This is a genomic window from Cobetia sp. PS-4MA, assembly GCF_057670765.1.
Genome location: NZ_CM173107.1, coordinates 3,814,865 through 3,841,201 on the forward strand (window position 1 = coordinate 3,814,865; position 26,337 = coordinate 3,841,201).

General features: G+C 59.1%; 14 protein-coding genes, 4 tRNA genes and 3 rRNA genes. All 21 read right to left on the minus strand.

Annotated elements, in window-relative coordinates:
- Window positions 1–16: 16 nt before the first annotated feature.
- Complete coding sequence (fusA, locus tag AC26AR_RS16120; protein ID WP_065392571.1) at window positions 17–2,134, minus strand: elongation factor G; 2,118 nt, start codon at window positions 2,132–2,134, stop codon at window positions 17–19.
- 18 nt (window positions 2,135–2,152) lie between these two features.
- Complete coding sequence (rpsG, locus tag AC26AR_RS16125) at window positions 2,153–2,623, minus strand: 30S ribosomal protein S7 (RefSeq protein ID WP_043334878.1); 471 nt, start codon at window positions 2,621–2,623, stop codon at window positions 2,153–2,155.
- 101 nt (window positions 2,624–2,724) lie between these two features.
- A complete protein-coding gene (gene rpsL, locus AC26AR_RS16130; RefSeq protein WP_077373348.1) occupies window positions 2,725–3,099 on the minus strand; it encodes a 30S ribosomal protein S12 in 375 nt (124 codons plus the stop codon).
- A gap of 137 nt (window positions 3,100–3,236) precedes the next feature.
- A complete protein-coding gene (rpoC, locus tag AC26AR_RS16135; RefSeq protein ID WP_077373345.1) occupies window positions 3,237–7,478 on the minus strand; it encodes a DNA-directed RNA polymerase subunit beta' in 4,242 nt (1,413 codons plus the stop codon).
- 88 nt (window positions 7,479–7,566) lie between these two features.
- Window positions 7,567–11,643 carry a DNA-directed RNA polymerase subunit beta gene (gene rpoB / locus AC26AR_RS16140; RefSeq protein ID WP_077373342.1) on the minus strand — a complete coding sequence of 1,359 codons (4,077 nt, stop codon included), beginning with the start codon at window positions 11,641–11,643 and terminating at the stop codon, window positions 7,567–7,569.
- A gap of 206 nt (window positions 11,644–11,849) precedes the next feature.
- On the minus strand, window positions 11,850–12,218 hold the full coding sequence (gene rplL / locus AC26AR_RS16145; protein WP_043334886.1) for a 50S ribosomal protein L7/L12: 369 nt from the start codon (window positions 12,216–12,218) through the stop codon (window positions 11,850–11,852).
- Between the two features lie 92 nt (window positions 12,219–12,310).
- Entirely contained in the window at window positions 12,311–12,820 is a 510-nt protein-coding gene (rplJ, locus tag AC26AR_RS16150) for a 50S ribosomal protein L10 (protein WP_065392618.1), read from the minus strand.
- A gap of 261 nt (window positions 12,821–13,081) precedes the next feature.
- The gene (gene rplA / locus AC26AR_RS16155) at window positions 13,082–13,774 is read right to left on the minus strand and encodes a 50S ribosomal protein L1 (protein WP_065392620.1); all 693 of its coding nucleotides are present in this window, start codon (window positions 13,772–13,774) and stop codon (window positions 13,082–13,084) included.
- 2 nt (window positions 13,775–13,776) lie between these two features.
- Window positions 13,777–14,208 (minus strand): 50S ribosomal protein L11, encoded by a 432-nt coding sequence (rplK, locus tag AC26AR_RS16160; RefSeq protein ID WP_043334893.1) that lies wholly within the window; start codon window positions 14,206–14,208, stop codon window positions 13,777–13,779.
- Between the two features lie 117 nt (window positions 14,209–14,325).
- Window positions 14,326–14,859, minus strand: a complete 534-nt coding sequence (gene nusG, locus AC26AR_RS16165) for a transcription termination/antitermination protein NusG (protein ID WP_065392619.1) — start codon at window positions 14,857–14,859, stop codon at window positions 14,326–14,328.
- A gap of 10 nt (window positions 14,860–14,869) precedes the next feature.
- Window positions 14,870–15,238, minus strand: a complete 369-nt coding sequence (secE, locus tag AC26AR_RS16170) for a preprotein translocase subunit SecE (RefSeq protein WP_043334897.1) — start codon at window positions 15,236–15,238, stop codon at window positions 14,870–14,872.
- A 77-nt stretch (window positions 15,239–15,315) separates the two neighbouring features.
- Window positions 15,316–15,391 (minus strand) — tRNA-Trp (locus tag AC26AR_RS16175).
- 163 nt (window positions 15,392–15,554) lie between these two features.
- A tRNA-Thr gene (locus AC26AR_RS16180) sits at window positions 15,555–15,629 on the minus strand.
- A gap of 35 nt (window positions 15,630–15,664) precedes the next feature.
- A tRNA-Gly gene (locus AC26AR_RS16185) sits at window positions 15,665–15,738 on the minus strand.
- A 46-nt stretch (window positions 15,739–15,784) separates the two neighbouring features.
- Window positions 15,785–15,868 (minus strand) — tRNA-Tyr (locus AC26AR_RS16190).
- Between the two features lie 111 nt (window positions 15,869–15,979).
- Window positions 15,980–16,819, minus strand: coding sequence for a type III pantothenate kinase (locus tag AC26AR_RS16195; RefSeq protein ID WP_077373339.1), 840 nt, complete (start codon window positions 16,817–16,819; stop codon window positions 15,980–15,982).
- Window positions 16,816–17,796: a biotin--[acetyl-CoA-carboxylase] ligase gene (locus AC26AR_RS16200; protein ID WP_077373336.1), complete on the minus strand. Its 981-nt coding sequence runs from the start codon at window positions 17,794–17,796 to the stop codon at window positions 16,816–16,818. The genes AC26AR_RS16195 and AC26AR_RS16200 overlap by 4 nt, the downstream gene beginning before the upstream one ends.
- A 109-nt stretch (window positions 17,797–17,905) precedes the next feature.
- Entirely contained in the window at window positions 17,906–20,830 is a 2,925-nt protein-coding gene (locus tag AC26AR_RS16205; protein ID WP_488107326.1) for a DUF2339 domain-containing protein, read from the minus strand.
- A gap of 529 nt (window positions 20,831–21,359) precedes the next feature.
- Window positions 21,360–21,475 (minus strand): 5S ribosomal RNA (rrf, locus tag AC26AR_RS16210).
- A 138-nt stretch (window positions 21,476–21,613) separates the two neighbouring features.
- Window positions 21,614–24,502, minus strand: a 23S ribosomal RNA gene (locus AC26AR_RS16215).
- Window positions 24,503–24,743: 241 nt separating this feature from the next.
- Window positions 24,744–26,284: ribosomal RNA gene (locus AC26AR_RS16220) — 16S ribosomal RNA — on the minus strand.
- The 16S, 23S and 5S rRNA genes sit together here, the layout of an rRNA operon.
- Between the last annotated feature and the right edge of the window lie 53 nt (window positions 26,285–26,337).

The window sequence follows — 26,337 nt, forward strand, 5'->3', positions numbered from 1 at the left end:
TTCGTTAGCTAATCGGTTACTTCTGGTTGATGACGGCTTCGACGATGCTGTTCGGCGCTTCGTCGTATTTCGCAAACTCCATGGAGTAGCTTGCGCGGCCCTGGGTCTGTGAGCGCAGGTCGGTCGCATAACCGAACATCTCACCCAGCGGCACCAGTGCATTGATGATCTTGCCAGTGGAAGAATCATCCATGCCCTGAACGAGGCCACGACGACGGTTCAGGTCGCCCATGACGTCACCCATGAAATCTTCAGGCGTGACGACTTCGACTTTCATGAGCGGCTCAAGCAGCACTGCACCCGCTTTCGGGGCACCGGCCTTGATCGCCATGGAAGAGGCAACCTTGAACGCGGTCTCGTTGGAGTCGACGTCGTGGTAGGAACCATCGAACAGCGTGACCTTGACGTCGATCATCGGATAACCGGCGATGACACCATTCTTGAGCTGCTCAGCGGCACCCTTCTCGACGGCCGGCACGTATTCCTTCGGAACCGCACCACCGACGATCTCGGACTCGAACTTGAAGGTCATTTCTTCGTCGTCGCCCTTGTCCTCTGCAGTCAGAGGCTCAATGCGAAGCCAGACGTGACCGAACTGACCACGACCACCGGACTGACGAACGAACTTGCCTTCCTGCTCGACCTTGGTGCGGATGGTCTCACGGTAAGCCACCTGCGGCTTGCCGATGTTCGCCTCGACATTGAACTCGCGACGCATGCGGTCAACGAGGATGTCCAGGTGAAGCTCACCCATACCGGAGATGATGGTCTGACCAGACTCTTCGTCGGTCTCGACGCGGAAGGACGGATCTTCCTGGGCCAGCTTGCCCAGTGCGACACCCATCTTTTCCTGGTCGGCCTTGGACTTCGGCTCGACGGCGACGGAGATGACCGGCTCAGGGAATTCCATGCGCTCAAGCACGATCTTGTTGTCCGGATCACACAGGGTATCCCCGGTGGTCACGTCTTTCAGACCGATACATGCGGCGATATCGCCAGCATAGACTTCCTTGATCTCCTCACGAGAGTTGGAGTGCATCTGGACGATACGACCGACACGCTCCTTCTTGCTCTTGACGGAGTTGAAGACGCCATCGCCAGACTTCAGCACGCCCGAGTAGACGCGGATGAAGGTCAGGGTACCCACGAACGGGTCGGTCGCGATCTTGAACGCCAGCGCCGCGAACGGAGCCTTGTCGTCAGCTTCGCGGGTCTCGATGGTACCGTCCTTGTCGTCAAGCTCACCTTCGATGGCCTTGACTTCAAGCGGAGACGGCATGTATTCGATGACCGCATCCAGAACCGCCTGGACACCCTTGTTCTTGAAGGCAGAACCACAGGTCACGAGGCAGATTTCGTTGGCCAGGGTACGCTGACGCAGCGCAGCCTTGACTTCTTCCTCGGTCAGGTCGCCTTCTTCAAGGTACTTGTCCATCAGTTCTTCGGACGCTTCAGCAGCAGACTCGAGCATGTGCTCACGCCATTCGGCAGCTGTGTCTTGCAGCTCAGCCGGAATGTCGATCAGCTCATAGTTCATGCCGTGATTGTCTTCGTCCCAGACGATCGCCTTCATCTTGATCAGGTCGATGACGCCCTTGAACTCGTCTTCCGCGCCCCAGTTGATCTGGATCGGCACGGCGTTCGCGCCCAGGCGCTTGCGCACCTGTTCGACGACCATGAAGAAGTCCGCGCCAGCGCGGTCCATCTTGTTGACGAAGATCATGCGCGGAACTTCGTAACGGTTGGCCTGACGCCAGACAGTTTCTGTCTGCGGCTGGACACCGGAAGAACCACACAGCACCACGACCGCGCCATCGAGAACACGCAGTGAACGCTCGACTTCAACAGTGAAGTCAACGTGCCCCGGAGTATCGATGATGTTGATACGGTGCTCGTCGAACTGCTTGTTCATGCCCTGCCAGAAGCAGGTGGTCGCCGCAGAGGTGATCGTGATGCCACGTTCCTGTTCCTGCTCCATCCAGTCCATGGTGGCAGCACCATCGTGGACTTCGCCGACCTTGTGGGACAGGCCGGTGTAGAACAGGACGCGCTCGGTAGTGGTAGTCTTACCGGCGTCGACGTGGGCACAGATACCGATGTTGCGGTAACGCTTAAGTGGAGTCTTGCGTGCCACGGTGAGTATCCCCGTTGTTTAGAAGCGGTAGTGGGAGAAGGCCTTGTTGGCTTCTGCCATGCGGTGCACGTCTTCACGCTTCTTCACAGCAGAACCCTTGCCTTCAGCGGCATCCAGGATCTCGCCAGAGAGGCGCTGCACCATGGTCTTTTCGCCGCGCTTGCGCGCAGCGTCCACCAGCCAACGCATGGCCAGTGCCTGGCGACGGGACGGACGAACTTCGACCGGCACCTGGTAGGTAGCACCACCGACACGACGGGACTTCACCTCAACCATCGGCTGGATGGCTTCCAACGCCTTGTCGAAGAGATCCAGCGGCTCATCATTGGAGCGTTCGGCAACACGGTCGAGGGCACCGTAAACGATGCGCTCGGCTGCAGACTTCTTGCCGCTGATCATCAGGTGGTTCATGAACTTGGCCAGGCGCTCGCTTCCGAACTTCGGATCCGGCAGGATTTCGCGCTTAGCTGCTACACGTCTTCTAGGCATGATAAGCCCTCAGTAGAAGGGTCCTTCAGGTAAACCCGGGATGCCTCGCGATGGACGCGACACCCGACCTTACTCTTATCAGACCGATATTAAACTTTGAATTACGCCTTCGGACGCTTGGCGCCGTACTTGGAACGGCCCTGCTTACGGTTCTGCACGCCAGAGGTATCCAGTGCACCACGAACGGTGTGGTAACGGACACCCGGCAAATCCTTCACACGACCGCCACGGATCAGAACAACAGAGTGTTCCTGAAGGTTGTGACCTTCACCGCCGATGTAGGAAGAGACTTCGAAGCCGTTGGTCAGGCGAACACGGCAGACCTTACGGAGTGCGGAGTTCGGCTTCTTCGGGGTAGTGGTGTATACGCGAGTACACACGCCACGCTTCTGCGGGCATGCCTGCAGCGCAGGGACGTCACTCTTGGACGCCTGACGCTTGCGCGGCTTGCGCACGAGCTGGTTTACGGTTGCCATTTGCTTGCTCCAATGGGTTGTACTGCCTTCCAACAATCGGACAGGATGCACCTGCCCTACTGTTAAAGGCTGCATATTCTAGGGCTTGGGCCACAAGGGCGTCAACCCCGCCGTCAGCGACGGCGGGGCTCAAGACCTCAGAGGTCGTCGTCGTCCGCGTCGAGAGCGGTCAGCTGGGCACCCAGCTCCTGCTCGACGTCCTGTGCCGACGGGGCCGGTGCGAGCGGCAGGCCATCACGACGGCGGCGACGCTCATCGTGATAAGCCAGGCCAGTACCCGCCGGGATCAGGCGACCCACCACGACGTTCTCCTTCAGACCACGGAGATAATCGCGCTTGCCGGTGACAGAGGCTTCGGTCAGAACTCGTGTGGTCTCCTGGAAGGAGGCCGCCGAGATGAACGATTCTGTCGCCAGGCTCGCCTTGGTGATACCGAGCAGGATGCGGTCGAACTTGGCCGGGAACTTGCCTTCGGCCTCGAGACGCATGTTCTCTTCGACGACACGGGCGTATTCCACCTGGTCGCCGGTGATGAAGCTGGAATCGCCGGAATCGGTGATCTCCACCTTGCGCAGCATCTGACGCACGATGACTTCGATGTGCTTGTCGTTGATGCCGACACCCTGGAGGCGATAGACCTCCTGGACTTCGGTGGTGATGTACTTGGTCATTTCCGCGACGCCGAGCAGACGCAGGATATCGTGCGGATTGCTCGGGCCATCGGAGATGACCTCACCCTTCTCGACCGTTTCCCCTTCGAAGACGCTGATCTGGCGCCATTTCGGGATCAACAGCTCGAACGGGTCACCTTCGGCCGGCGTGATGGTCAGGCGACGCTTGCCCTTGGTTTCCTTGCCGAAGGTCACGGTACCGGAGATCTCGGCCAGGATGGCCGGTTCCTTCGGACGACGTGCTTCGAACAGGTCGGCAACGCGCGGCAGACCACCGGTGATGTCCTTGTTACCGGACGCTTCCATCGGGATACGTGCGATGACGTCACCCACACCGACGGCTGCGCCATTCTCGGCGGATACCACGGCATTGCCCGGCAGCAGATACTGGACCGGCGTGTTGGAGCCCGGCAGTGTCACGTGCTTGCCACTGGAATCCACCAGCATGATCATCGGACGCTTGTCACGTGCCGCGGACGGACGCGAGGCGCTCTCGATGACTTCGATGGAGGACAGGCCTGTCATCTCGTCGGTGGTACGGTTGATGGTCTGACCATCTTCCATGTCCGTGAACTGCACCTGACCCGCCACTTCGGCGACGATCGGGTGAGTGTGCGGATCCCACTTGGCGACGGACTGACCGGACTCGACCTTGTCACCGTCACGTACGGACAGCTCGGCACCATACGGCAGCTTGTAGAACTCACGCTCACGACCGTGATCGTCAGCGACAGCCAGCGCACTGGAACGCGAGACGACGATCAGCTTGCCATCCGCGCGCTCGACCGACTTGATGTTGTGCAGACGCACGTGGCCGCCGTGCTTGACCTGGACGCTATCCACGGCAGAAGCACGCGAGGCGGCACCACCGATGTGGAAGGTACGCATGGTCAGCTGGGTACCCGGCTCACCGATGGACTGTGCCGCGATGACACCGATGGCTTCACCGACGTTGACCTGATGGCCACGCGCCAGATCACGGCCATAACAGGCCGAGCAGACACCGTGCACGGTTTCACAGCCGATGGTGGTACGCACGATGATCTCATCGACGCCCATGGTATCGAGCTGTGCACACCAGGCTTCATCCAGCAGGGTGCCGCGTGCGATCAGGACCTCATCAGAGACCGGATCGACGACATCCTGTGCCACGACACGACCCAGCACACGCTGAGACAGCGGGACGATGATGTCACCGCCTTCGATGACCGGGTGCAGGATCAGACCTTCCTGAGTGCCACAATCCGCTTCGGTGATGACCAGATCCTGGGCAACATCGACCAGACGACGCGTCAGGTAACCGGAGTTGGCGGTCTTCAGTGCCGTATCCGCCAGACCCTTACGGGCACCGTGGGTGGAGATGAAGTACTGGAGTACGTTCAGACCTTCACGGAAGTTGGCGGTGATCGGCGTCTCGATGATCGAGCCATCCGGCTTGGCCATCAGGCCACGCATGCCGGCCAGCTGACGAATCTGGGCCGCGGAACCACGAGCACCGGAGTCAGCCATGATGAAGACGCTGTTGAACGACTCCTGCTCCATCGGCTTGCCGTCTTCGCCGTTGACCACTTCGCCCTTCCAGTTGACGACGGTCTCTTTCGAGATACCCGCCATCATCTCCTTGGCGACACGGTCGTTGGCACGCGCCCAGATATCGATGACCTTGTTGTACTTCTCGCCCGCGGTCACGAGACCGGAGGAAAACTGGTCTTCGATCTCTTTCACTTCGTCTTCGGCCGCGTCGATGATGACCTTCTTCGCGTCCGGAATGACGAAGTCGTTGACGCCGATGGAGGCGCCGGACCAGGTCGCGAGACGGAAGCCGGTGTACATCAGCTGGTCAGCGAAGATGACGGTGTCCTTCAGACCGACGCGACGGTACGCCTCGTTGATCAGACCGGAGATGGCTTTCTTCTTCATCACCTGGTTGATCAGCTCGAACGGCATGCCCTTCGGCAGAATGCGGAACAGCAGTGCGCGACCGATGGTGGTGTCGTGCAGGGACGTCTTCTCGTACAGCTCGCCGGATTCTTCATCCTTGAGCGTCTCTGTCAGACGGACCTTGACCATCGCGTGCAGGTGAGCGCTGTGCGTGCCGAAGGCGCGCTCGACTTCACCCAGGTTCGCGAAGGCCATGCCCTCACCCTTGGCACCGATCTTCTCGCGGGTCATGTAGTACAGACCCAGCACGACGTCCTGGGACGGCACGATGATCGGCTCGCCGTTGGCCGGCGACAGCACGTTGTTGGTCGACATCATCAACGCACGCGCTTCCAGCTGGGCTTCCAGCGTCAGCGGTACGTGGACGGCCATCTGGTCACCATCGAAGTCGGCGTTGTACGCCGCGCAGACCAGCGGGTGCAGCTGGATGGCCTTGCCTTCGATCAGCAGCGGCTCGAACGCCTGGATACCCAGACGGTGCAGAGTCGGGGCACGGTTCAGCAGCACCGGGTGCTCGCGGATGACGTCGGCGAGGAAATCCCAGACTTCCGGGGCTTCACGCTCGACCATCTTCTTGGCGGCCTTGATGGTGCTGGCGTGACCGGAGGCCTGCAGCTTGGCGTAGATGAACGGCTTGAACAGCTCAAGCGCCATCTTCTTCGGCAGACCACACTGGTGCAGACGCAGGGTCGGGCCGACGGTGATGACGGAACGACCGGAGTAGTCGACACGCTTGCCCAGCAGGTTCTGACGGAAACGACCCTGCTTGCCCTTGATCATGTCGGCCAGTGACTTCAGCGGACGCTTGTTGGAACCGGTGATGGCGCGACCGCGACGACCGTTGTCGAGCAGAGCATCCACGGATTCCTGAAGCATGCGCTTCTCGTTGCGCACGATGATGTCCGGCGCATTGAGGTCGAGCAGACGCTTGAGGCGGTTGTTGCGGTTGATCACGCGGCGATACAGATCGTTCAGATCCGAGGTCGCGAAGCGGCCGCCGTCCAGCGGTACCAGCGGACGCAGGTCCGGCGGCAGCACTGGCAGCACTTCCATGATCATCCAGCCCGGCTTGTTGCCGGAATAGTAGAAGGCTTCCAGCAGCTTGAGGCGCTTGGACAGCTTCTTGATCTTGGTCTCGGAGTTGGTCTGCGGAATCTCTTCACGCAGGCGCTCGACCTCTTCTTCCAGCTCGATGTCCTCGAGCAGCGCCTTGATGGCCTCGGCACCCATGCGGGCATCGAAGTCATCGCCGAATTCTTCCAGCGCCTCGAAATACTGCTCATCGTTGAGCAGATGACCCTTCTCGAGGGTCGTCATGCCCGGATCGATGACCACGAAGCTTTCGAAGTACAGCACACGCTCGATATCACGCAGAGTCATGTCGAGCAGCATGCCGATACGGGACGGCAGCGACTTCAGGAACCAGATGTGCGCGACCGGGCTGGCCAGTTCGATGTGAGCCATACGCTCACGACGCACTGCCGCCTTGGTCACTTCAACGCCACACTTCTCACAGATGATGCCGCGATGCTTCATCCGCTTGTACTTGCCACACAGGCACTCGTAGTCCTTCACCGGGCCAAAGATCTTGGCACAGAAAAGACCATCACGTTCCGGCTTGAATGTCCGGTAGTTGATGGTTTCAGGCTTCTTCACTTCACCAAAAGACCACGAGCGAATCATGTCCGGAGACGCCAGGGTAATCTTGATGGCGTCGAATTCTTCGGACTGCGCCTGCGATTTGAGAACTTTCACCAAATCTTTCATGGGTCGCTCCGTTGCGGAGTTGTCATGGGCAAAGCCTGGCTGCTGACACCAGGCTTTGCGGACCGTCAATACTTGTGGCTTTTCGGCGTCAGCCTTCCAGCTCCATGTCGATACCCAGCGAGCGGATTTCCTTCACCAGCACGTTGAAGGATTCGGGCATGCCCGCCTGCATGGTGTGATCGCCATCTACGATGCTCTTGTACATCTTGGTACGGCCTTCCACGTCATCGGACTTGACCGTGAGCATCTCCTGGAGGGTGTAGGCAGCGCCGTACGCCTCGAGGGCCCAGACCTCCATCTCACCGAAGCGCTGACCACCAAACTGCGCCTTACCACCCAGCGGCTGCTGCGTGACGAGGGAGTAGGAGCCGGTCGAACGCGCATGCATCTTGTCATCCACCAGGTGGTTGAGCTTGAGCATGTACATGTAACCGACGGTCACCTTGCGATCGAACTTCTCGCCGGTGCGGCCATCGTAGAGGTCCATCTGTCCGGAATCAGGGATACCGGCCAGCGTGAGCAACTGCTTGATCTCGTGTTCCTTGGCGCCATCGAAGACCGGCGTCGCCATCGGCACGCCCTTCTTCAGGTTGTGCGCCATGGTGATGATCTCGTCATCGCTGAGCACGGAGAGGTCTTCCTGACGGCCACCGACGGTGTTGTACACCTTGTCGAGGAACTCGCGGATCTGCTTGACCTGCTCGGCACGCTCTTCGCGCAGCATGTGCTCGATCTTCACGCCCAGACCACGCGCGGCCATGCCGAGGTGGGTCTCGAGGATCTGACCGACGTTCATGCGCGACGGAACACCCAGCGGGTTCAGCACGACATCTACCGGCTCGCCGTAACCATCGAACGGCATGTCTTCCACCGGCATGATCGCGGAGATGACACCCTTGTTACCGTGACGACCGGCCATCTTGTCACCCGGCTGGATACGGCGCTTCACGGCGACGTATACCTTGACGATCTTGAGCACGCCCGGTGCCAGATCATCGCCCTGGGTGAGCTTGCGCTTCTTGTCTTCGAAGCGCTCGTCCATCTCGCGACGACGGATCTCGAGCTGCTCATCGGCCTGGGCCAGCAGCTCATTGAGAGATTCGTCCTGCAGACGCAGCTTGAACCACTCCTGACGCGGCAGGGCCTCGAGGTAGTCATCGGTCAGCACGTCGCCCTTCTTGAGCTTCGGACCACCGTTGACCGCCTGACCGACCAGGTTGCGCTGCAGACGCTCGAAGGTCGCCTCTTCCGCGATGCGGTAGGTTTCCTGCAGGTCCTTGCGGACCTCGGCCAGCTGCATCTGCTCGATGGAGAGCGCACGCTGATCCTTCTCGACGCCGTCACGGGTGAAGACCTGAACGTCGATGACGGTGGCCTTCATGCCGGTCGGGGCACGCAGAGAGGTGTCCTTCACGTCGGACGCCTTCTCGCCGAAGATGGCACGCAGCAGCTTCTCTTCCGGCGTCAGCTGGGTCTCGCCCTTCGGCGTGACCTTGCCGACCAGGATGTCGCCCGGATTCAGCTCGGCACCGATGTAGACGACACCGGACTCATCCAGCTTGGAGAGTGCGGACTCGCCGACGTTCGGGATATCGGACGTGATTTCTTCCGGCCCGAGCTTGGTGTCACGCGCGACACAGGTCAGTTCCTGGATGTGGATGGTGGTGAAGCGATCTTCTTGCACCACACGCTCCGAGAACAGGATGGAGTCCTCGAAGTTGAAGCCGTTCCAGGGCATGAACGCCAGACGCATGTTCTGACCCAGTGCCAGATCCCCCATGTCGACGGACGGGCCGTCGGCCAGGATATCGCCGATGGCGACTTCGTCGCCCGGGCGCACGATCGGACGCTGGTTCTGACAGGTGTTCTGGTTCGAGCGGACGTACTTGGTCAGGTTGTAGATATCAACGCCGGCTTCACCGCCGATGATCTCTTCTTCCCGCACACGCACGACGATACGCTTGGCATCGACGGAGTCGATGACGCCGCCACGACGTGCCACGGCGCAGACGCCGGAGTCACGCGCCACGAAGCGCTCCATGCCGGTACCGACCAGCGGCTTGTCAGCCTTCAGGGTCGGAACGGCCTGACGCTGCATGTTCGCACCCATCAGGGCGCGGTTGGCATCATCGTGCTCGAGGAACGGGATCAATGCCGCAGCGACGGAGACGACCTGACGCGGAGACACGTCCATCATGGTGACCTTTTCCGGCGCCATGAAGGTAGTCTCGCCACGGTGACGCACCTGAACCAGGTCGTCGACCAGACGGTTGTTCTCGTCGACGGTCGCGGAGGCCTGGGCGATGATGAAATCGCCTTCCTCGATCGCGGACAGATCGACGACGTCGTCGGTGACCTGACAATCCACGACCTTGCGGTACGGCGTCTCGAGGAAGCCATAGCTGTTGGTCTTGGAGTAGGTCGCCAGGGAGTTGATCAGACCGATGTTCGGCCCTTCCGGCGTCTCGATCGGGCACAGACGGCCGTAGTGCGTGGCGTGAACGTCACGAACTTCGAAGCCGGCGCGCTCACGAGTCAGACCACCCGGACCAAGCGCGGAGACACGGCGCTTGTGCGTCACTTCGGACAGCGGGTTGTTCTGATCCATGAACTGGGAGAGCTGGCTGGAACCGAAGAATTCCTTCACCGCCGCCGCAACCGGCTTGGCGTTGATGAGATCCTGCGGCATCAGGCCTTCGCTCTCGGCCATGGAGAGACGCTCCTTGACCGCACGCTCGACACGGACCAGACCGACACGGAACTGGTTTTCCGCCATTTCGCCCACAGAGCGAATACGACGGTTGCCCAGATGGTCGATGTCATCGACATCGCCATTGCCGTTACGGATGCTGATCAGTTCCTGCATGACGGTCAGGATATCGTCCTGATCGAGCACGCCGCTGCCGGTATCGCTTTCGCGACGCAGGCGACGGTTGAACTTCATGCGACCCACGCCCGACAGGTCGTAGCGGTCTTCGCTGAAGAACAGGTTCTGGAACAGTGATTCTGCCGCGTCCTTGGTGGGCGGCTCGCCCGGACGCATCATGCGGTAGATCTCGACCAGTGCCTCGAGCTGGTTACGCGTGGTATCCAGCTTCAATGTGTCAGACACGAACGGACCGCAATCCAGATCGTTGGTGTAGATGACCTCGAACTGGGTGATCTTGGCCTGGGCCATCTTCTCCAGCAGTTCCGGGGTGATCTCGCTGTTGCATTCGCACACCAGCTCACCGGTGGCCGGATCGATCTGATCCTTGGCCAGCACCTTGCCGTAGAGGTACTCCATCGGCACTTCGAGACGCTCGAGGCCGGAGTTTTCCATCTGACGGACGTGCTTCTGGGTGATGCGACGACCTTCTTCCACGATCACGCTGCCATCGGCATCCTTGATGTCGAAGGCGGCAGTCTCGCCACGCAGGCGTGACGGCACCAGCTCAACGGAGAAGCCGCTGCGCTCGATGTGGTACATGGTGGTATCGAAGAAGGTACCGAGGATCTCTTCGCTGGTCATGCCCATGGCACGCAGCAGCACGGAGGCCGGCAGCTTGCGACGACGGTCGATACGGACGTAGACGTTGTCCTTCGGGTCAAACTCGAAGTCCAGCCAGGAACCGCGGTAAGGAATCACACGTGCGGAGTACAGCAACTTGCCGGACGAGTGGCTCTTGCCCTTGTCGTGATCGAAGAACACACCCGGCGAGCGATGCAGCTGAGACACGATGACACGTTCAGTACCATTGATGACGAAGGTACCGTTCTCTGTCATCAGGGGGATTTCCCCCATGTAGACTTCCTGCTCCTTGATGTCCTTGATCGCCTTGTTGGACGATTCCTTGTCGTAGATCATCAGGCGCACTTTCACGCGCAGCGGTGCAGAGTAGGTCACTCCGCGCAGCTGACATTCCTTTACGTCGAACGCCGGCGTACCGAAACGGTAGCTGACATACTCGAGCGCTGCGTTGCCAGAGAAACTGGCAATCGGGAACACGGACTTGAAGGCAGCGTGAAGGCCGACTTCCAGGCGCTGTTCTGGCGCCCTGTCCTGCTGGAGAAAGTCGTGGTAGGAATCAAGCTGGATGGCCAGCAGGTAAGGCACATCCATCACTTGGGGCAGTTTGCCAAAATCCTTGCGGATGCGTTTTTTCTCAGTGTATGAGTAAGCCATCTGTATTCCCCAGCTTGTTCACCTTGGGTGACCGATGCGTGGTCGGCTCATACCTGATGGCGCGGCGATGTCCATCAGGCGCGGACGGCAAGCCTCCCTTGCGGGCTGGCTCGCCGTCATAATTCGTCTTGCAACAGAAAAAGGCTGGTGGCGGAGTCCGCCACCAGCCAGGAAGCTTACGCAGCGTGCGTAGCCTGGAACACGAGTTACTTGAGTTCCACGGACGCGCCAGCTTCTTCCAGCTTCTTCTTCGCTTCTTCAGCGTCTTCCTTGCTCACGCCTTCTTTCAGGGTGGCCGGAGCGCCGTCAACAGCTGCCTTGGCTTCTTTCAGGCCCAGGCCAGTCAGTTCGCGAACAGCCTTGATGACGTTGACTTTCTTGTCACCAGCAGCAGTCAGAACGATGTCGAACTCGGTCTGTTCTTCAGCGGCTTCACCTGCAGCGGCCGGGCCAGCAACGACGGCGGCAGCGGCAGAAACGCCGAACTTCTCTTCCATTGCTTCGATCAGCTCAGCCACTTCCATGACGGTCATGTCAGCGACGGCGTTGATGATGTCTTCTTTGGTCAGTGCCATTTTAGCAATCCTAAACTTTGCGGAGCAAAGATGCTCGGTCAAACGGAAATCGATTCAGGCTGCACGAGACAGCCAGGAGGAAGAAGCGACGCTTACGCGGCGGCTTCGGCTTCCTGCTTCTGATCGCGCAGTGCTGCGATAGTACGGACCAGCTTGCCTGCAGAAGCTTCCTTCATGACAGACAGCAGCTTGGACAGTGCTTCGTCGCGGGTCGGCAGAGATGCCAGACGGTCGATGTTGGCCGCCGGGATGAACTCGCCTTCGTAGGCCAGTGCCTTGACTTCGAATGCCTCGACCTTCTTGGCAAATTCCTTGAACAGACGAGCGCCAGCGCCCGGGTGTTCCATGGAGAATGCAAGCAGGGTCGGGCCGACGAAGGACTCGTTCAGCACCTCATAAGAGGTACCGGACAGCGCACGGCGAGCCAGGGTGTTGCGAACAACACGCAGCTGGACGCCCGCTTCGCGGCACTGCTTGCGCAATTCGGTCATTGCGCCAACAGTTACACCACGAGAGTCGGCAGCGACTACGGAGAGAGCACCCTTGGCGGTTTCGCTGACCTCAGCAACAATTGCCTTCTTGTCTTCGAGACCTAAAGCCACGGTGTTGACTCCATTTCGTGCCGGGGAACGAATTCCCCAGTGGTTTACCATCTCTCTCACCTGAACTGCGCGGGAGAGTCTTGGAGGATGGCTGCCACCAGCGAGGCTGGGACACCATCTGCGCAGGCTGCGCGCGATGCAGGCATCACGTCACGATTAAGCCAGCCCTGCCACCGAAGCGACAAGGCTGGCACCTGCGGTCTTTGACGGCGCCCCGCGGCTGAGCACGGGGACCGCAAAGTGAAACATTCTGTGACTGCCTTACGCGTACTTGGCGTGATCGACGGTCAGACCCGGGCCCATGGTGCTGGACAGGGTGATCTTCTTCAGGTAGATACCTTTGGAAGTGCTCGGCTTCAGCTTCTTCACTTCGGCGACCAGGGCGTCGATGTTACCCTGAATCGCGTCTGCACTGAAGTCGATCTTGCCGATACCGGCGTGAATGATGCCGTTCTTGTCAGTACGGAAACGCACCTGACCTGCCTTGGCATTCTTCACGGCAGTCGCGACGTCCGGCGTCACGGTACCGACTTTCGGGTTCGGCATCAGGCCGCGCGGGCCGAGGATCTGACCCAGCTGACCGACGACGCGCATGGCGTCCGGAGAAGCGATGACGACGTCGAAGTCCATCACGCCTTTCTTGACCTGCTCAGCCAGATCGTCCATGCCGACGACGTCTGCACCGGCTTCCTTCGCTGCTTCAGCGTTGGCGCCCTGGGTGAAGACAGCGACACGCACGTCGTTACCGGTGCCGTTCGGCATGACAGTAGCGCCGCGAACGACCTGGTCGGATTTACGCGGATCGACACCCAGGTTCAGAGAGACTTCAACAGTCTCCTTGAACTTGACGGTGGACAGCTCGGACAGCAGGGCGACAGCTTCTTCGACGCTGTAGACCTTGCCGGATTCGACTTTTGCGTTGATCGCCTGGGCGCGCTTTGAAATCTTGGCCATGATCAAAGACCCTCCACGTTCAGGCCCATGCTACGGGCAGTACCGGCGATGGTGCGAACAGCAGCGTCCAGATTGGAAGCTGTCAGATCCGGTTCCTTGGTGGTCGCGATCTCTTCGAGCTGAGCGCGAGTCACGGTACCGACCTTCTTCTTGTTCGGCTCGCCAGAACCGGACTTCAGACCAGCAGCCTTCAGCAGCAGGACGGCGGCAGGCGGCGTCTTGGTGACGAAGGTGAAGCTGCGGTCGGAATACACGGTGATGACCACAGGAGTCGGGAGGCCCGGCTCGACGTTCTGGGTAGCGGCGTTGAACGCTTTACAGAACTCCATGATGTTGACACCGTGCTGACCGAGGGCAGGACCCACGGGCGGGCTCGGGTTAGCTTTACCGGCTGCGACCTGCAGCTTGATGTAAGCCTGTACTTTCTTGGCCATGATAGGACTCCATTTTGGGTGGTAGCGCCTTGCGGCTCCCCGTGAAACCGGGCCGCCTCAGGCGACCCGTCGTGTTGCCGTGATGCTCGTATCCAGACAGGAAAGGTGATCCAGAGATCAGTCCTTCTCGACCTGCGAGAACTCGAGCTCCACTGGCGTGGCACGCCCGAAGATCAGCACGCTGACCTGCAGACGGCTCTTTTCGTAATTCACTTCTTCGACGACGCCATTGAAATCGGCGAAAGGACCGTCGGTGACGCGCACTGTCTCGCCCGGCTCGAAGAGAGTCTTCGGACGCGGCTTGTCAGTACCGTCCTGAACGCGACGCAACATGGCGTCGGCTTCTTTCTGGGTGATCGCAGCCGGCTTCTCCGGCGTGCCACCGATGAACCCCATGACGCGCGGGGTTTCATTCACCAGGTGCCAGGACTGATCATTCATGTCCATCTCGACCAGCACGTAGCCTGGATAGAACTTGCGCTCACTCTTGCGGCGCTTGCCGTCACGCATCTCGACGATTTCTTCCACAGGCACCAGAATCTCACCGAAGTGTTCTTCCATGGCATACAGCTTCACACGCTCATTCAGGGAGCGCATGACCTGCTTTTCGAAACCGGAATAGGCGTGTATGACATACCAACGCTTGGACATGGAAACTCCGTTAACTGACGATGCCGGACATCAGCCAGCCGAGGGTGGTATCGATGAGCCATAGCAACAGGCCCACGATAAGCACGGCACCCAGCACGATGGCAGTTGTCTGGACAGTTTCCTGTCGGGTCGGCCAAACGACGCGCTGGATCTCGCGGCGCGCACTGCTTGCCAGCTCGACGACATCACGGCCCTTGTTGGTCGTGATGGCCAGAGCAGCCGCTGCAACGCCAAGCACGACGACGCCAAGCACGCGATAAAGCAGCGCTTGGTCAGCAAAATAGGCGTTGCCGGCAACAGCCAGCACAAGAAGAATGACAACGACCGACCACTTGAATCCGTCGTGGCGCGCTTCCTGCACCTCGGCGTTCTGTTTCATCAAAGAGACTCCTCAAGGGTGCAGCGATCGCTAGAATCGAGAATCGGTAAGAAGTCGAATACCATCCTGGGGAAGGATGGCAGGCCAGGAGGGAATCGAACCCCCAACCTGCGGTTTTGGAGACCGCTGCTCTGCCAATTGAGCTACTGGCCTGTAACACTTGCGTGTTCCAGAGACTAAAAACAAGGCTGAATTAACAGCGGGCGCCATCATAGCTGAGACAACCCATACTGACAAGCCTTATCTTTGACCGCGACCTGGGAGGTCGTCGGAAACGAAAAAGACGAGCCAAACTGCGACTCGCCTTTCCGTTGTATGGAGCTCGTGGGCGGATTTGAACCGCCGACCTCACCCTTACCAAGGGTGTGCTCTACCCCTGAGCTACACGAGCAAAACCTTTGCGCAATCTCGTCAGACGAGATGAACTGGAGCGGGCAGCGGGAATCGAACCCGCGTCATCAGCTTGGAAGGCTGAGGTTCTACCATTAAACTATGCCCGCTTTCCAACTCTTGCTGCCCAGATGAACATGCCATCATGAGCGAATCTGGTGGTGGGGGAAGGATTCGAACCTTCGAAGCTTTCGCGGCAGATTTACAGTCTGCTCCCTTTGGCCACTCGGGAACCCCACCTCTTCTATGGCGACAAATCTTACGTCGCCTGGGATACGCTGTCAAGTGCTTGATTTCTTTTGACTTCAAGCGCTTGAGGGAATGTATCTCCTCAGAACGGGGCGTAGTATGTCAAAGCATCTGGGTAAGTGCAAGCCCTGAGCGAAGTTTTTCCAGATCAGCAACGCGCGGCTGCTCCGGCGCGCCTGACAGGCGTCCGGCACGCTCCGCCGCTGTCAGCGGGAAAAGCGCCTCGAGACCGGCATAGACCATGTCCGGCCATAATGCATGAGGAACCCGCAGGCCTCTCGCTACCACGCGTGCATCCCCTCCGGTCAGCAACAGCGGCAGCGCGACCCCCTCACGATCACACACCTCGGCATACAACCGATTGACGGCACTGACCGCCGCCATGTAGATCCCGTGATTGACCGCCTCCACCGTATTGCGTCCCGGCGCCAGCAGGCTGTCCACCTCACTGTCCGGGTCGATGGCCACGTTGCGCGTCCCCAGCTTGAGGCTCTCCTTCATCAGGCGTAGCCCGGGAATGATATAGCCCCCGAGATGCTTCCCGCCCGGCAACACGAAGTCCACGGTAATGGCGCTTCCACAGTCCACACTGCAACATCCGCCGGTCAGATGATGCCCGGCAAGCGCACCAAGCCAGCGATCCACCCCCAATCGCTGCGGCTCTTCATACCCGCAGGTGACCCCCAGCGCCTCACGTGTCGAGCGTGCCACATGCACTGCCCCGACCTGCTTGCGCAACAGCTCGACGGTCTCATCCAATACCTGCTTGCGCGCCACGCTGGAAATGCGCACTGCCGTGACGACGTCCAGATCGGGAATATCCTCCCCTGGACGCCACTCTTCACGTGTCCATACTGCGCCGCGTGAGCGGATCTCGCTGGAGACAGTGTCCTTGAGACGCCACTTGGACAAGGTGTTGCCGATATCAAGATCCAGAATCATGAGACAGCGCGCAGACTGATCTCGCCACCGGCGAGTGTGATGGTTTCGCCATTCATGCGCACCTCGAGATTTCCGTTGATATCCACACCTTCAGCGATGGCTTCCTCCCGCTTGTCGCCTCGCAGAATCACCACATCGCGCCCCTTGAACGCATTGCGCTCATTCCAGCGCTGCTGCCAGGCAGAGAACCCTTCAGCTTCGAACTCAGGCAACAGGGCCAGCAGCGACTCCATCAGGCGAGCCGCATAAGCGTTGCGTGAAGCGCCCGGGATGATGTCACGTACCGCCGCGACCGATTGCCCGATATCCTCGCGATGACTCGCCGGCAACTCGATGTTCAACCCGATACCGATCACGACATCACAAGGCCCGGAGACATCACCTGTCACCTCGACCAGAATGCCGGCAATCTTCGGCTGGTCCTTCTGTATCTGAAGCAGGACATCATTCGGCCACTTCAGGCGCGCAGGCAACCCATCCGCCTCCAGCACCTCGGCGACTGCCACGCCGATCGCCAGGCTCAAGCCTTCCAGTGACGCGGCACCTGACTCGAAGCGCCAACCAAGTGAGAAGACCAGGCTGCGGCCCCATGGCGTCTGCCACTCGCGACCACGACGACCCCGCCCGGCAGACTGCACCTCAGCCAGGCAGACCTCTGCATGACCCGCTCCCTGGCGAAAGCGCTCACGGATGAAGGTATTGGTGGAATCCAACGATTCCTCGATGAACAGGCGCTTCAGATGCTTGCGAGTCTCGCGTGGCAGCGCTTCGATGATCCGCTGTCCATCAAGCAACTCGATAGGGTTGGCCAGTCGATAGCCCAACCCCTTCACAGCCTCAAGCGGGATATCAAGCGCCTCAAGTTTCTTGAGCTGCTTCCAGACCGCCGTACGCGACACCCCGAGCTCTTCGCCCAGGGCCTCTCCGGAGTGGTAGTCACCATCTCCGAGCAGGCGAATGAGATCACGGATGGTCATGCGGGGAGCGTCCCTGTGCAAAAGGGCACATTCTATCGGATTCATGGGCTTGCGAGCCAAGAACAACGACCAAAGTTCGGGGGCTTTTCACTCATTCCTGCTCCTCCCTTCACGTACCGGCCCCTGCCAGGCGCTTGAACAACGCTGACAGCAGCATCAGCACGGTTCCAAGCCCGAGCCATGACCCCACTCGCCACAGGCCATCCAGAGTCGCCGTGTCCCAGAGTCCGACCTTGAGAATCGTCACGACCAACAGCCCCTGTCCGACGCGCTGCCAGTGCGGTTGCCCCATTCTGGCACCGCCGATCACGAGACTCGCCGCAACGGCCAGCAAGGCGAGACTATAGGCATAAAGCTCCGCCTGCTCGACCCCGAGCCAGAGCCCGAGCGCGCCACCATGCCAGACATGGCGCAAGCTGAGCCCAATCCATAGCCCGACAGCCAGCAGACCCACCACCTCGCAGAGACGACGCAGCAAGGCAGCATGCCGCGAAAGACGCCATACCAGGGCGGCTCCCAGCGCCGGCAGCGCATAAGCGGGCAATAGCCAGTTCAACAATGGCCAGCGACCGACATCACCGTCCTGCCACAGCGGATTGAATGCCAGAACGATGCCGGCAAGCCAGATGATTCCTGCCAGGCCGCCCACGACGGAGGCCAGCAGGCGGTATAGCGCGACATTCGTCGCCGAACCACGCCCGCGCCAGGCATAGCCCGCCGCCACACCAGCGAGCGCCAACACCTGCAGGGAGAGTTCCGCCAGTGAAAGAGGGCCGGAGAAAGGCTGACCGTCTGTCAGCAGATAACGAATCTCCAGCACTGTCGTGGCGAGCGCAAGCTGAACCACGACCCCTTCCAGCCAGCGCTGGATAGACTTGCGGTGACGCATGCCATGACTGCTGAGGGCGACACAGACAAGCACCGGCAGAAAGACCTGCAACGGCCAGTGACTGATGTCGTCATACGTGCCAGTGACGACACCCCAGGCCAGACGCAGGGCCAACCCCCAGGCAAGCAGGCGCGCCAACTCGGCAAACAGGGAGCGTCCGGCGCCATCCTCATCAGCCTGGAGTCGCCACCAACGCCACTCACACCCCGTCAACCCAAGCAGTTGCAATGCCAACGCCAGTGTCAGCGATGGACCGTCAAGCGCGATCACCAGCGCCAGCGCAATCCCGAATTGAGCGGGCAGCCACAGGCCGGCAGCCAGACGCACTCCTTCTCGCGAATGGAAACGGTTGGCGCCAATCCAACATACCAGCCCCCAGATCAAGGGTGGCATGGCGGTGTTCAGCCATGGGGCCGCTCCACCCTCCGCCTCGACAGGGATGGTGCCGTTCCAGACGGCCAGCCCCCACGCGACCAGCGGTACCAGAGTCGCCATGGCCCACCAGCAGGCAGACAGCATGTGCGCCTGCTTGGCAGGTGCCTGCGAGGCCTGCGGTTTCCAGCAGGCAGACAGCATGTGCGCCTGCTTGGCAGGTGCCTGCGAGGCCTGCGGTTTCCAGCAGGCAAGGCCAACCAACCCGACACACAGCGCCATCGGCCCTGTCATCACCCAGATCCCGCTCGCCGTCAGTGGGCTCCATCCCCATGCCAACAACCAGAACGCTACCGCCCCCACCATCATCGACCAGCTAGCCGCCATGTGTCGTGCGGTCCATCCCGTGACCCACAGCAGCAGGACACTCGGCAACCAGTCACCGGGCGCGATGTCATTGGCAGCCTCCAGCCCCCCAACATGGGGCAGCAACAGGCTCATGGCATTGACGGCCCCCAGCAGCAGACCCGCGATCCAATGACGCTGCACCCGCGGGGTGGCACGCCATGGCCACCAGGTCATGGCCTCCCCCGTGGCACTCACGCCACCCTGCGCGCCATCTGCCACCACCCGGCCTTCGGATCGTCCAGACTCGTCTCGCCAGGTATGGAGGTACGCAATAGCCAACAGGCACAACCAGAGACCCACAAGTCCGCGCTCCAGCTCGCCTGAGACAGGTCGCAGATCAACAGTTCCCGCCTCCAGGGGGAGCAGCGCCATCCACCATAGCAAGGCACCGCACAATCCCCCCCAATACAGCCAGTTCAGTCCGATCTTCCGGTGCAGAAGGCGGCATGCCAGGGCGATGACCCCTAGATGCCCCAGCAGCATCAGGCTGGCGGCTCCTCCCAACTGTGCCTGAAGGGGCAAGGCAAGCGGGAGGGCGTAACCACCCAGCATGCCCAGCGCGGCCAGCCAAGGGCCATGATGGCGGGCACGCTCCAGCGTCCACAGACTCAGCAGAGCCAACAGCATGAAGGTGACGAGTGGAGAAGCCAACGACAGCAGGTAGTGACCGGCCAATAGACTTGCTGCGGTGACCAGACTTCCCGCACCACTCACGGCTCCGGTCAAGCTGGGAGATTGCGTCGTGCGCCATCGTAGCCATTCAGCCAGCACGATCATGCCGATACCGAAGCCCAGTCCCAGCGCCAGTCGCATGCCCGGCCCCAGCAGCCCCTGCTCAAGGGAGTAACCGACCAGCATCACGCCCGCCATGACCAGAGACAGGGCACCGACAAGTATCATCCAGTGCTCGCGCATTACCGCGAAGCTCCGCGCCATGGGGGTGCCACCGGCGCGCTCCGTGCTGCCGCTCTCACGCCCCTCCCCCCTGGGCCTGCCAGACGCGCCATGCAGCAAGCGTGTCCATAGCGACTCGAGCAGCTTCACGGGAGCGGCGCCTGCATCCGCATCCGTCTGATGAGAGGATGCCTCGTCAATAGGACTTCGGCTCGCTGCGGCCTTCTTCCCATCAGGTGACAAGCCCCCCTCGGCACCGTCAGTCGTGGTAGAGCCATCATTCGACTTATCCACACCCTGACGCCTGGAGGTGCTGTGCATAAGCTGTGGCCCGACCTCTCGCAGCTGTGCTTCCAGCTTGAGAACACGCTGCTCCAGCCCCTTGATCTTGAGCAGACTGAGCCAACCCGTCAGCGCCCCACCGATGACCAGAACCGCAAACACGGCACCGACCACGATCAACTCGTCCATTGCCTTCCCTGTCATCAAAGAGATATGCCTAGAGACTACGGCATTTTGATCGTCGGCTCATGCCACGAGGGGCAAAGCACCGTCTTTGCACAATCAAGGTCAACCCACGAAAAAGCCCGACTCCAGGAGGAATCGGGCTTCACGTCGAGGCGACAGGGACAGAACTCTCGTATGGATGACTCAGCGGGGTGCACGCCACCCCGATCTGCATATCACTTTCCTGCGCACCACTTTTTCCTACGCACAAAGAGAACCGCCCCTGCAGCTGGGCTGCAGGGGCGGTTCAGTATAAGTGCCTGACGAGCTTTTCATGACGGTCGTGGGGCGGCCATCCGCTACTCTTACAGGGAGAAACGCTACCCTAGGGACGCGTGACCTTTTCTCATCGCGTGTTCCCAGCACGCCCGGCCCAGCACTCTTTACTCAGCGCAGCTTTTGTCTCGCACACGACTCTTGCCGAGCACCACTTTTCCTACGCACAAAGAGAACCGCCCCTGCAGCAAGGCTACAGGGGCGGTTCGGTATAAGTGCCTGACGATGACCTACTCTCACATGGAGAAACTCCACACTACCATCGGCGCTAAGCGGTTTCACTTCCGAGTTCGGCATGGGATCGGGTGGTTCACGCTCGCTATGGTCGTCAGGCGAAACGGTGGCACCTTGCGGTGCCTGAGTCTCGAGGCTTGTGGCCTCGCGACTCGCAATATGAATCATGCTGACCGATATGTCGTCGATCCTGTCGCAATCCCGGCGGTTTGCCTGCGCAAACCCCTTGGGTGTTATATGGTCAAGCCTCACGGGCAATTAGTACTGGTTAGCTCAACACATTGCTGTGCTTCCACACCCAGCCTATCAACCTTGTAGTCTTCAAGGGCCCTTCAGGAGGCGCAAGGCCTCAGGGAAGTCTCATCTTGAAGGGGGCTTCCCGCTTAGATGCTTTCAGCGGTTATCCCGTCCGAACGTAGCTACCGGGCAATGCCATTGGCATGACAACCCGAACACCAGAGGTTCGTCCACTCCGGTCCTCTCGTACTAGGAGCAGCTCTTCTCAAACTTCCGACGCCCACGGCAGATAGGGACCGAACTGTCTCACGACGTTCTAAACCCAGCTCGCGTACCACTTTAAATGGCGAACAGCCATACCCTTGGGACCGACTTCAGCCCCAGGATGTGATGAGCCGACATCGAGGTGCCAAACACCGCCGTCGATGTGAACTCTTGGGCGGTATCAGCCTGTTATCCCCGGAGTACCTTTTATCCGTTGAGCGATGGCCCTTCCATACAGAACCACCGGATCACTAGAACCTACTTTCGTACCTGCTCGACGTGTCTGTCTCGCAGTCAAGCACCCTTATGCTCTTGCACTCAATGCACGATTTCCAACCGTGCTGAGGGTACCTTCGTGCTCCTCCGTTACTCTTTAGGAGGAGACCGCCCCAGTCAAACTACCCACCATACACTGTCCTCGATCCGGATGACGGACCTGAGTTAGAACGCCAATGATGTCAGGCTGGTATTTCAAGGTTGGCTCCACCGCATCTGGCGACGTGGTTTCAAAGCCTCCCAGCTATCCTACACAGACAACATCAGCATCCAGTGTAAAGCTATAGTAAAGGTTCACGGGGTCTTTCCGTCTAGCCGCGGGTACACAGCATCTTCACTGCGATTTCAATTTCACTGAGTCTCGGGTGGAGACAGCGTGGCCATCATTACGCCATTCGTGCAGGTCGGAACTTACCCGACAAGGAATTTCGCTACCTTAGGACCGTTATAGTTACGGCCGCCGTTTACCGGGGCTTCGATCAAGAGCTTCGGACGAATCCTAACCCCATCAATTAACCTTCCGGCACCGGGCAGGCGTCACACCCTATACGTCCGCTTGCGCGTTTGCAGAGTGCTGTGTTTTTAATAAACAGTTGCAGCCACCTGGTATCTTCGACCGGTAAGAGCTTACGGAGCAAGTCCTTCACTCGAACCGGTGCACCTTCTCCCGAAGTTACGGTGCCATTTTGCCTAGTTCCTTCACCCGAGTTCTCTCAAGCGCCTTGGTATTCTCTACCTGACCACCTGTGTCGGTTTGGGGTACGGTCGCATGTGATCTGAAGCTTAGAGGCTTTTCCTGGAAGCGTGGCATCGATGACTTCCTGACCGTAGTCAGTTCGTCTCGCATCTCGACCTCAGAGGAACCGGATTTGCCTGATTCCTCGGCCTACATGCTTTCACCAGGACAACCAACGCCTGGCTCACCTAGCCTTCTTCGTCCCCCCATCGCAACCACATCCGGTACGGGAATATTAACCCGTTTCCCATCGACTACGCGTTTCCGCCTCGCCTTAGGGGCCGACTCACTCTGCTCCGATTAACGTAGAACAGAAAACCTTGGTCTTCCGGCGGGGGAGTTTTTCACTCCCCTTATCGTTACTCATGTCAGCATTCGCACTCGTGATACCTCCAGCAGACTTCTCAATCCACCTTCATTGGCTTACACGACGCTCCTCTACCGCTCATCCATAAGGATGAACCCGTAGCTTCGGTACCTGATTTAGCCCCGTTATATCTTCCGCGCAGGCCGACTCGACTAGTGAGCTATTACGCTTTCTTTAAAGGATGGCTGCTTCTAAGCCAACCTCCTAGCTGTCTGAGCCTTCCCACATCGTTTCCCACTTAATCAGGATTTTGGGACCTTAGCTGACGGTCTGGGTTGTTTCCCTTTTCACAACGGACGTTAGCACCCGCTGTGTGTCTCCCACGCTGCACTCACTGGTATTCGGAGTTTGCCTCGGGTTGGTAAGTCGGGATGACCCCCTAGCCGAAACAGTGCTCTACCCCCAGCGGTGATACGTGAGGCGCTACCTAAATAGCTTTCGAGGAGAACCAGCTATCTCCGGGCTTGATTAGCCTTTCACTCCGATCCACAGCTCATCCCAGCATTTTTCAACATACTTGGGTTCGGGCCTCCAATTGATGTTACTCAATCTTCACCCTGGCCATGGATAGATCGCCCGGTTTCGGGTCTATACCCTGCGACTGGTCGCCCAGTTAAGACTCGCTTTCGCTACGCCTCCCCTATACGGTTAAGCTCGCCACAGAATATAAGTCGCTGACCCATTATACAAAAGGTACGCGGTCACACCACGAAGGTGCTCCCACTGCTTGTACGCATACGGTTTCAGGATCTATTTCACTCCCCTCGCCGGGGTTCTTTTCGCCTTTCCCTCACGGTACTGGTTCACTATCGGTCAGCCAGGAGTATTTAGCCTTGGAGGATGGTCCCCCCATGTTCAGTCAAGGTTTCTCGTGCCCCGACCTACTCGATTTCACGATACTCAGACTTCGACTACGGGACTATCACCCTGTATCGTCAAGCTTCCCAGCTTGTTCGTCTGTCAGTTGTATCGCTTAAGGGCTGGTCCCCGTTCGCTCGCCGCTACTTGGGGAATCTCGGTTGATTTCTTTTCCTCCGGGTACTTAGATGTTTCAGTTCCCCGGGTTTGCCTCTATAGGTTATGTATTGGCCTATAGATACTCACCTGATGGTGAGTGGGTTTCCCCATTCGGAAATCGTTGGGTCGCAGGGTATTTGCCACCTCGCCAACGCTTATCGCAGGCTATCACGTCCTTCATCGCCTCTGGCTGCCAAGGCATCCACCGTATGCGCTTAATCGCTTGACCATATAACCCCAAGGGGTCTGTCAAGGATTACGAATCTGTCGGACCTCTCCGACATATCGTTTGATGGAGATGTGCTTGGCGCACATTCCATCGTCAGCATGATTCACATTGTTAAAGAGCGGCTGTTCAGAGAACAGTGAGAAGCGCGCTCTGTCGAGCACGCTTGCCACTGCCGGCTAAGCCAGCAATAAGATCAGGTAATTCGTTGTGAGCACTTGCCGCGAGCGATAGACAGTGTCGATAAGGAGGTGATCCAGCCCCAGGTTCCCCTAGGGCTACCTTGTTACGACTTCACCCCAGTCATGAACCACACCGTGGTGATCGCCCTCCCGAAGGTTAGGCTAACCACTTCTGGTGCAGTCCACTCCCATGGTGTGACGGGCGGTGTGTACAAGGCCCGGGAACGTATTCACCGTGGCATTCTGATCCACGATTACTAGCGATTCCGACTTCATGGAGTCGAGTTGCAGACTCCAATCCGGACTGAGGCAAGCTTTATGGGATTGGCTCCACGTCGCCGTATTGCAACCCTTTGTACTTGCCATTGTAGCACGTGTGTAGCCCTACCCGTAAGGGCCATGATGACTTGACGTCGTCCCCACCTTCCTCCGGTTTGTCACCGGCAGTCTCCTTAGAGTTCCCGACATTACTCGCTGGCAAATAAGGATAGGGGTTGCGCTCGTTACGGGACTTAACCCAACATTTCACAACACGAGCTGACGACAGCCATGCAGCACCTGTCTCAGAGTTCCCGAAGGCACCAATCCATCTCTGGAAAGTCCTCTGGATGTCAAGGGTAGGTAAGGTTCTTCGCGTTGCATCGAATTAAACCACATGCTCCACCGCTTGTGCGGGCCCCCGTCAATTCATTTGAGTTTTAACCTTGCGGCCGTACTCCCCAGGCGGTCAACTTATTGCGTTAGCTGCGCCACTAAGTCCTCAAGGGACCCAACGGCTAGTTGACATCGTTTACGGCGTGGACTACCAGGGTATCTAATCCTGTTTGCTACCCACGCTTTCGCACCTCAGTGTCAGTGTCAGTCCAGAAGGCCGCCTTCGCCACTGGTATTCCTCCCGATCTCTACGCATTTCACCGCTACACCGGGAATTCTACCTTCCTCTCCTGCACTCTAGCCAAGCAGTTCCAGATGCCGTTCCCAGGTTGAGCCCGGGGCTTTCACACCTGGCTGACTTAGCCACCTACGCGCGCTTTACGCCCAGTAATTCCGATTAACGCTTGCACCCTCCGTATTACCGCGGCTGCTGGCACGGAGTTAGCCGGTGCTTCTTCTGCGAGTGATGTCTTTCCTCGGGAGTATTAATCCCGAAGCGTTCTTCCTCGCTGAAAGTGCTTTACAACCCGAAGGCCTTCTTCACACACGCGGCATGGCTGGATCAGGCTTTCGCCCATTGTCCAATATTCCCCACTGCTGCCTCCCGTAGGAGTCTGGGCCGTGTCTCAGTCCCAGTGTGGCTGATCATCCTCTCAGACCAGCTACGGATCGTCGCCTTGGTGAGCCGTTACCTCACCAACAAGCTAATCCGACATGGGCTCATCCGATAGCGCAAGGTCCGAAGATCCCCTGCTTTCTCCCGTAGGACGTATGCGGTATTAGCCTGAGTTTCCCCAGGTTGTCCCCCACTATCGGGCAGATTCCCATGCATTACTCACCCGTCCGCCGCTCGACGCCTTCTAGCAAGCTAGAATCGTTTCCGCTCGACTTGCATGTGTTAAGCCTGCCGCCAGCGTTCAATCTGAGCCATGATCAAACTCTTCAGTTGAAAGCTTGATAGTCTGTTAAGCAGACCAAACTTGGTTCAGAGTCAAACTTCTC

Bases quoted from the DNA above. Each gene is read 5' to 3' on its own strand.
- AC26AR_RS16200 (WP_077373336.1), bottom strand. From the start codon at position 17,796: ATGACCATCCGTGATCTCATTCGCCTGCTCGGAGATGGTGACTACCAC.
- rplA (WP_065392620.1), bottom strand. From the start codon at position 13,774: ATGGCCAAGATTTCAAAGCGCGCCCAGGCGATCAACGCAAAAGTCGAA.
- AC26AR_RS16205 (WP_488107326.1), bottom strand. From the start codon at position 20,830: ATGGACGAGTTGATCGTGGTCGGTGCCGTGTTTGCGGTTCTGGTCATC.
- secE (WP_043334897.1), bottom strand. From the start codon at position 15,238: ATGAAACAGAACGCCGAGGTGCAGGAAGCGCGCCACGACGGATTCAAG.
- nusG (WP_065392619.1), bottom strand. From the start codon at position 14,859: ATGTCCAAGCGTTGGTATGTCATACACGCCTATTCCGGTTTCGAAAAG.
- rpoC (WP_077373345.1), bottom strand. From the start codon at position 7,478: ATGAAAGATTTGGTGAAAGTTCTCAAATCGCAGGCGCAGTCCGAAGAA.
- AC26AR_RS16195 (WP_077373339.1), bottom strand. From the start codon at position 16,819: ATGATTCTGGATCTTGATATCGGCAACACCTTGTCCAAGTGGCGTCTC.
- rplK (WP_043334893.1), bottom strand. From the start codon at position 14,208: ATGGCCAAGAAAGTACAGGCTTACATCAAGCTGCAGGTCGCAGCCGGT.
- rplL (WP_043334886.1), bottom strand. From the start codon at position 12,218: ATGGCACTGACCAAAGAAGACATCATCAACGCCGTCGCTGACATGACC.
- rpsG (WP_043334878.1), bottom strand. From the start codon at position 2,623: ATGCCTAGAAGACGTGTAGCAGCTAAGCGCGAAATCCTGCCGGATCCG.
- rpoB (WP_077373342.1), bottom strand. From the start codon at position 11,643: ATGGCTTACTCATACACTGAGAAAAAACGCATCCGCAAGGATTTTGGC.
- rpsL (WP_077373348.1), bottom strand. From the start codon at position 3,099: ATGGCAACCGTAAACCAGCTCGTGCGCAAGCCGCGCAAGCGTCAGGCG.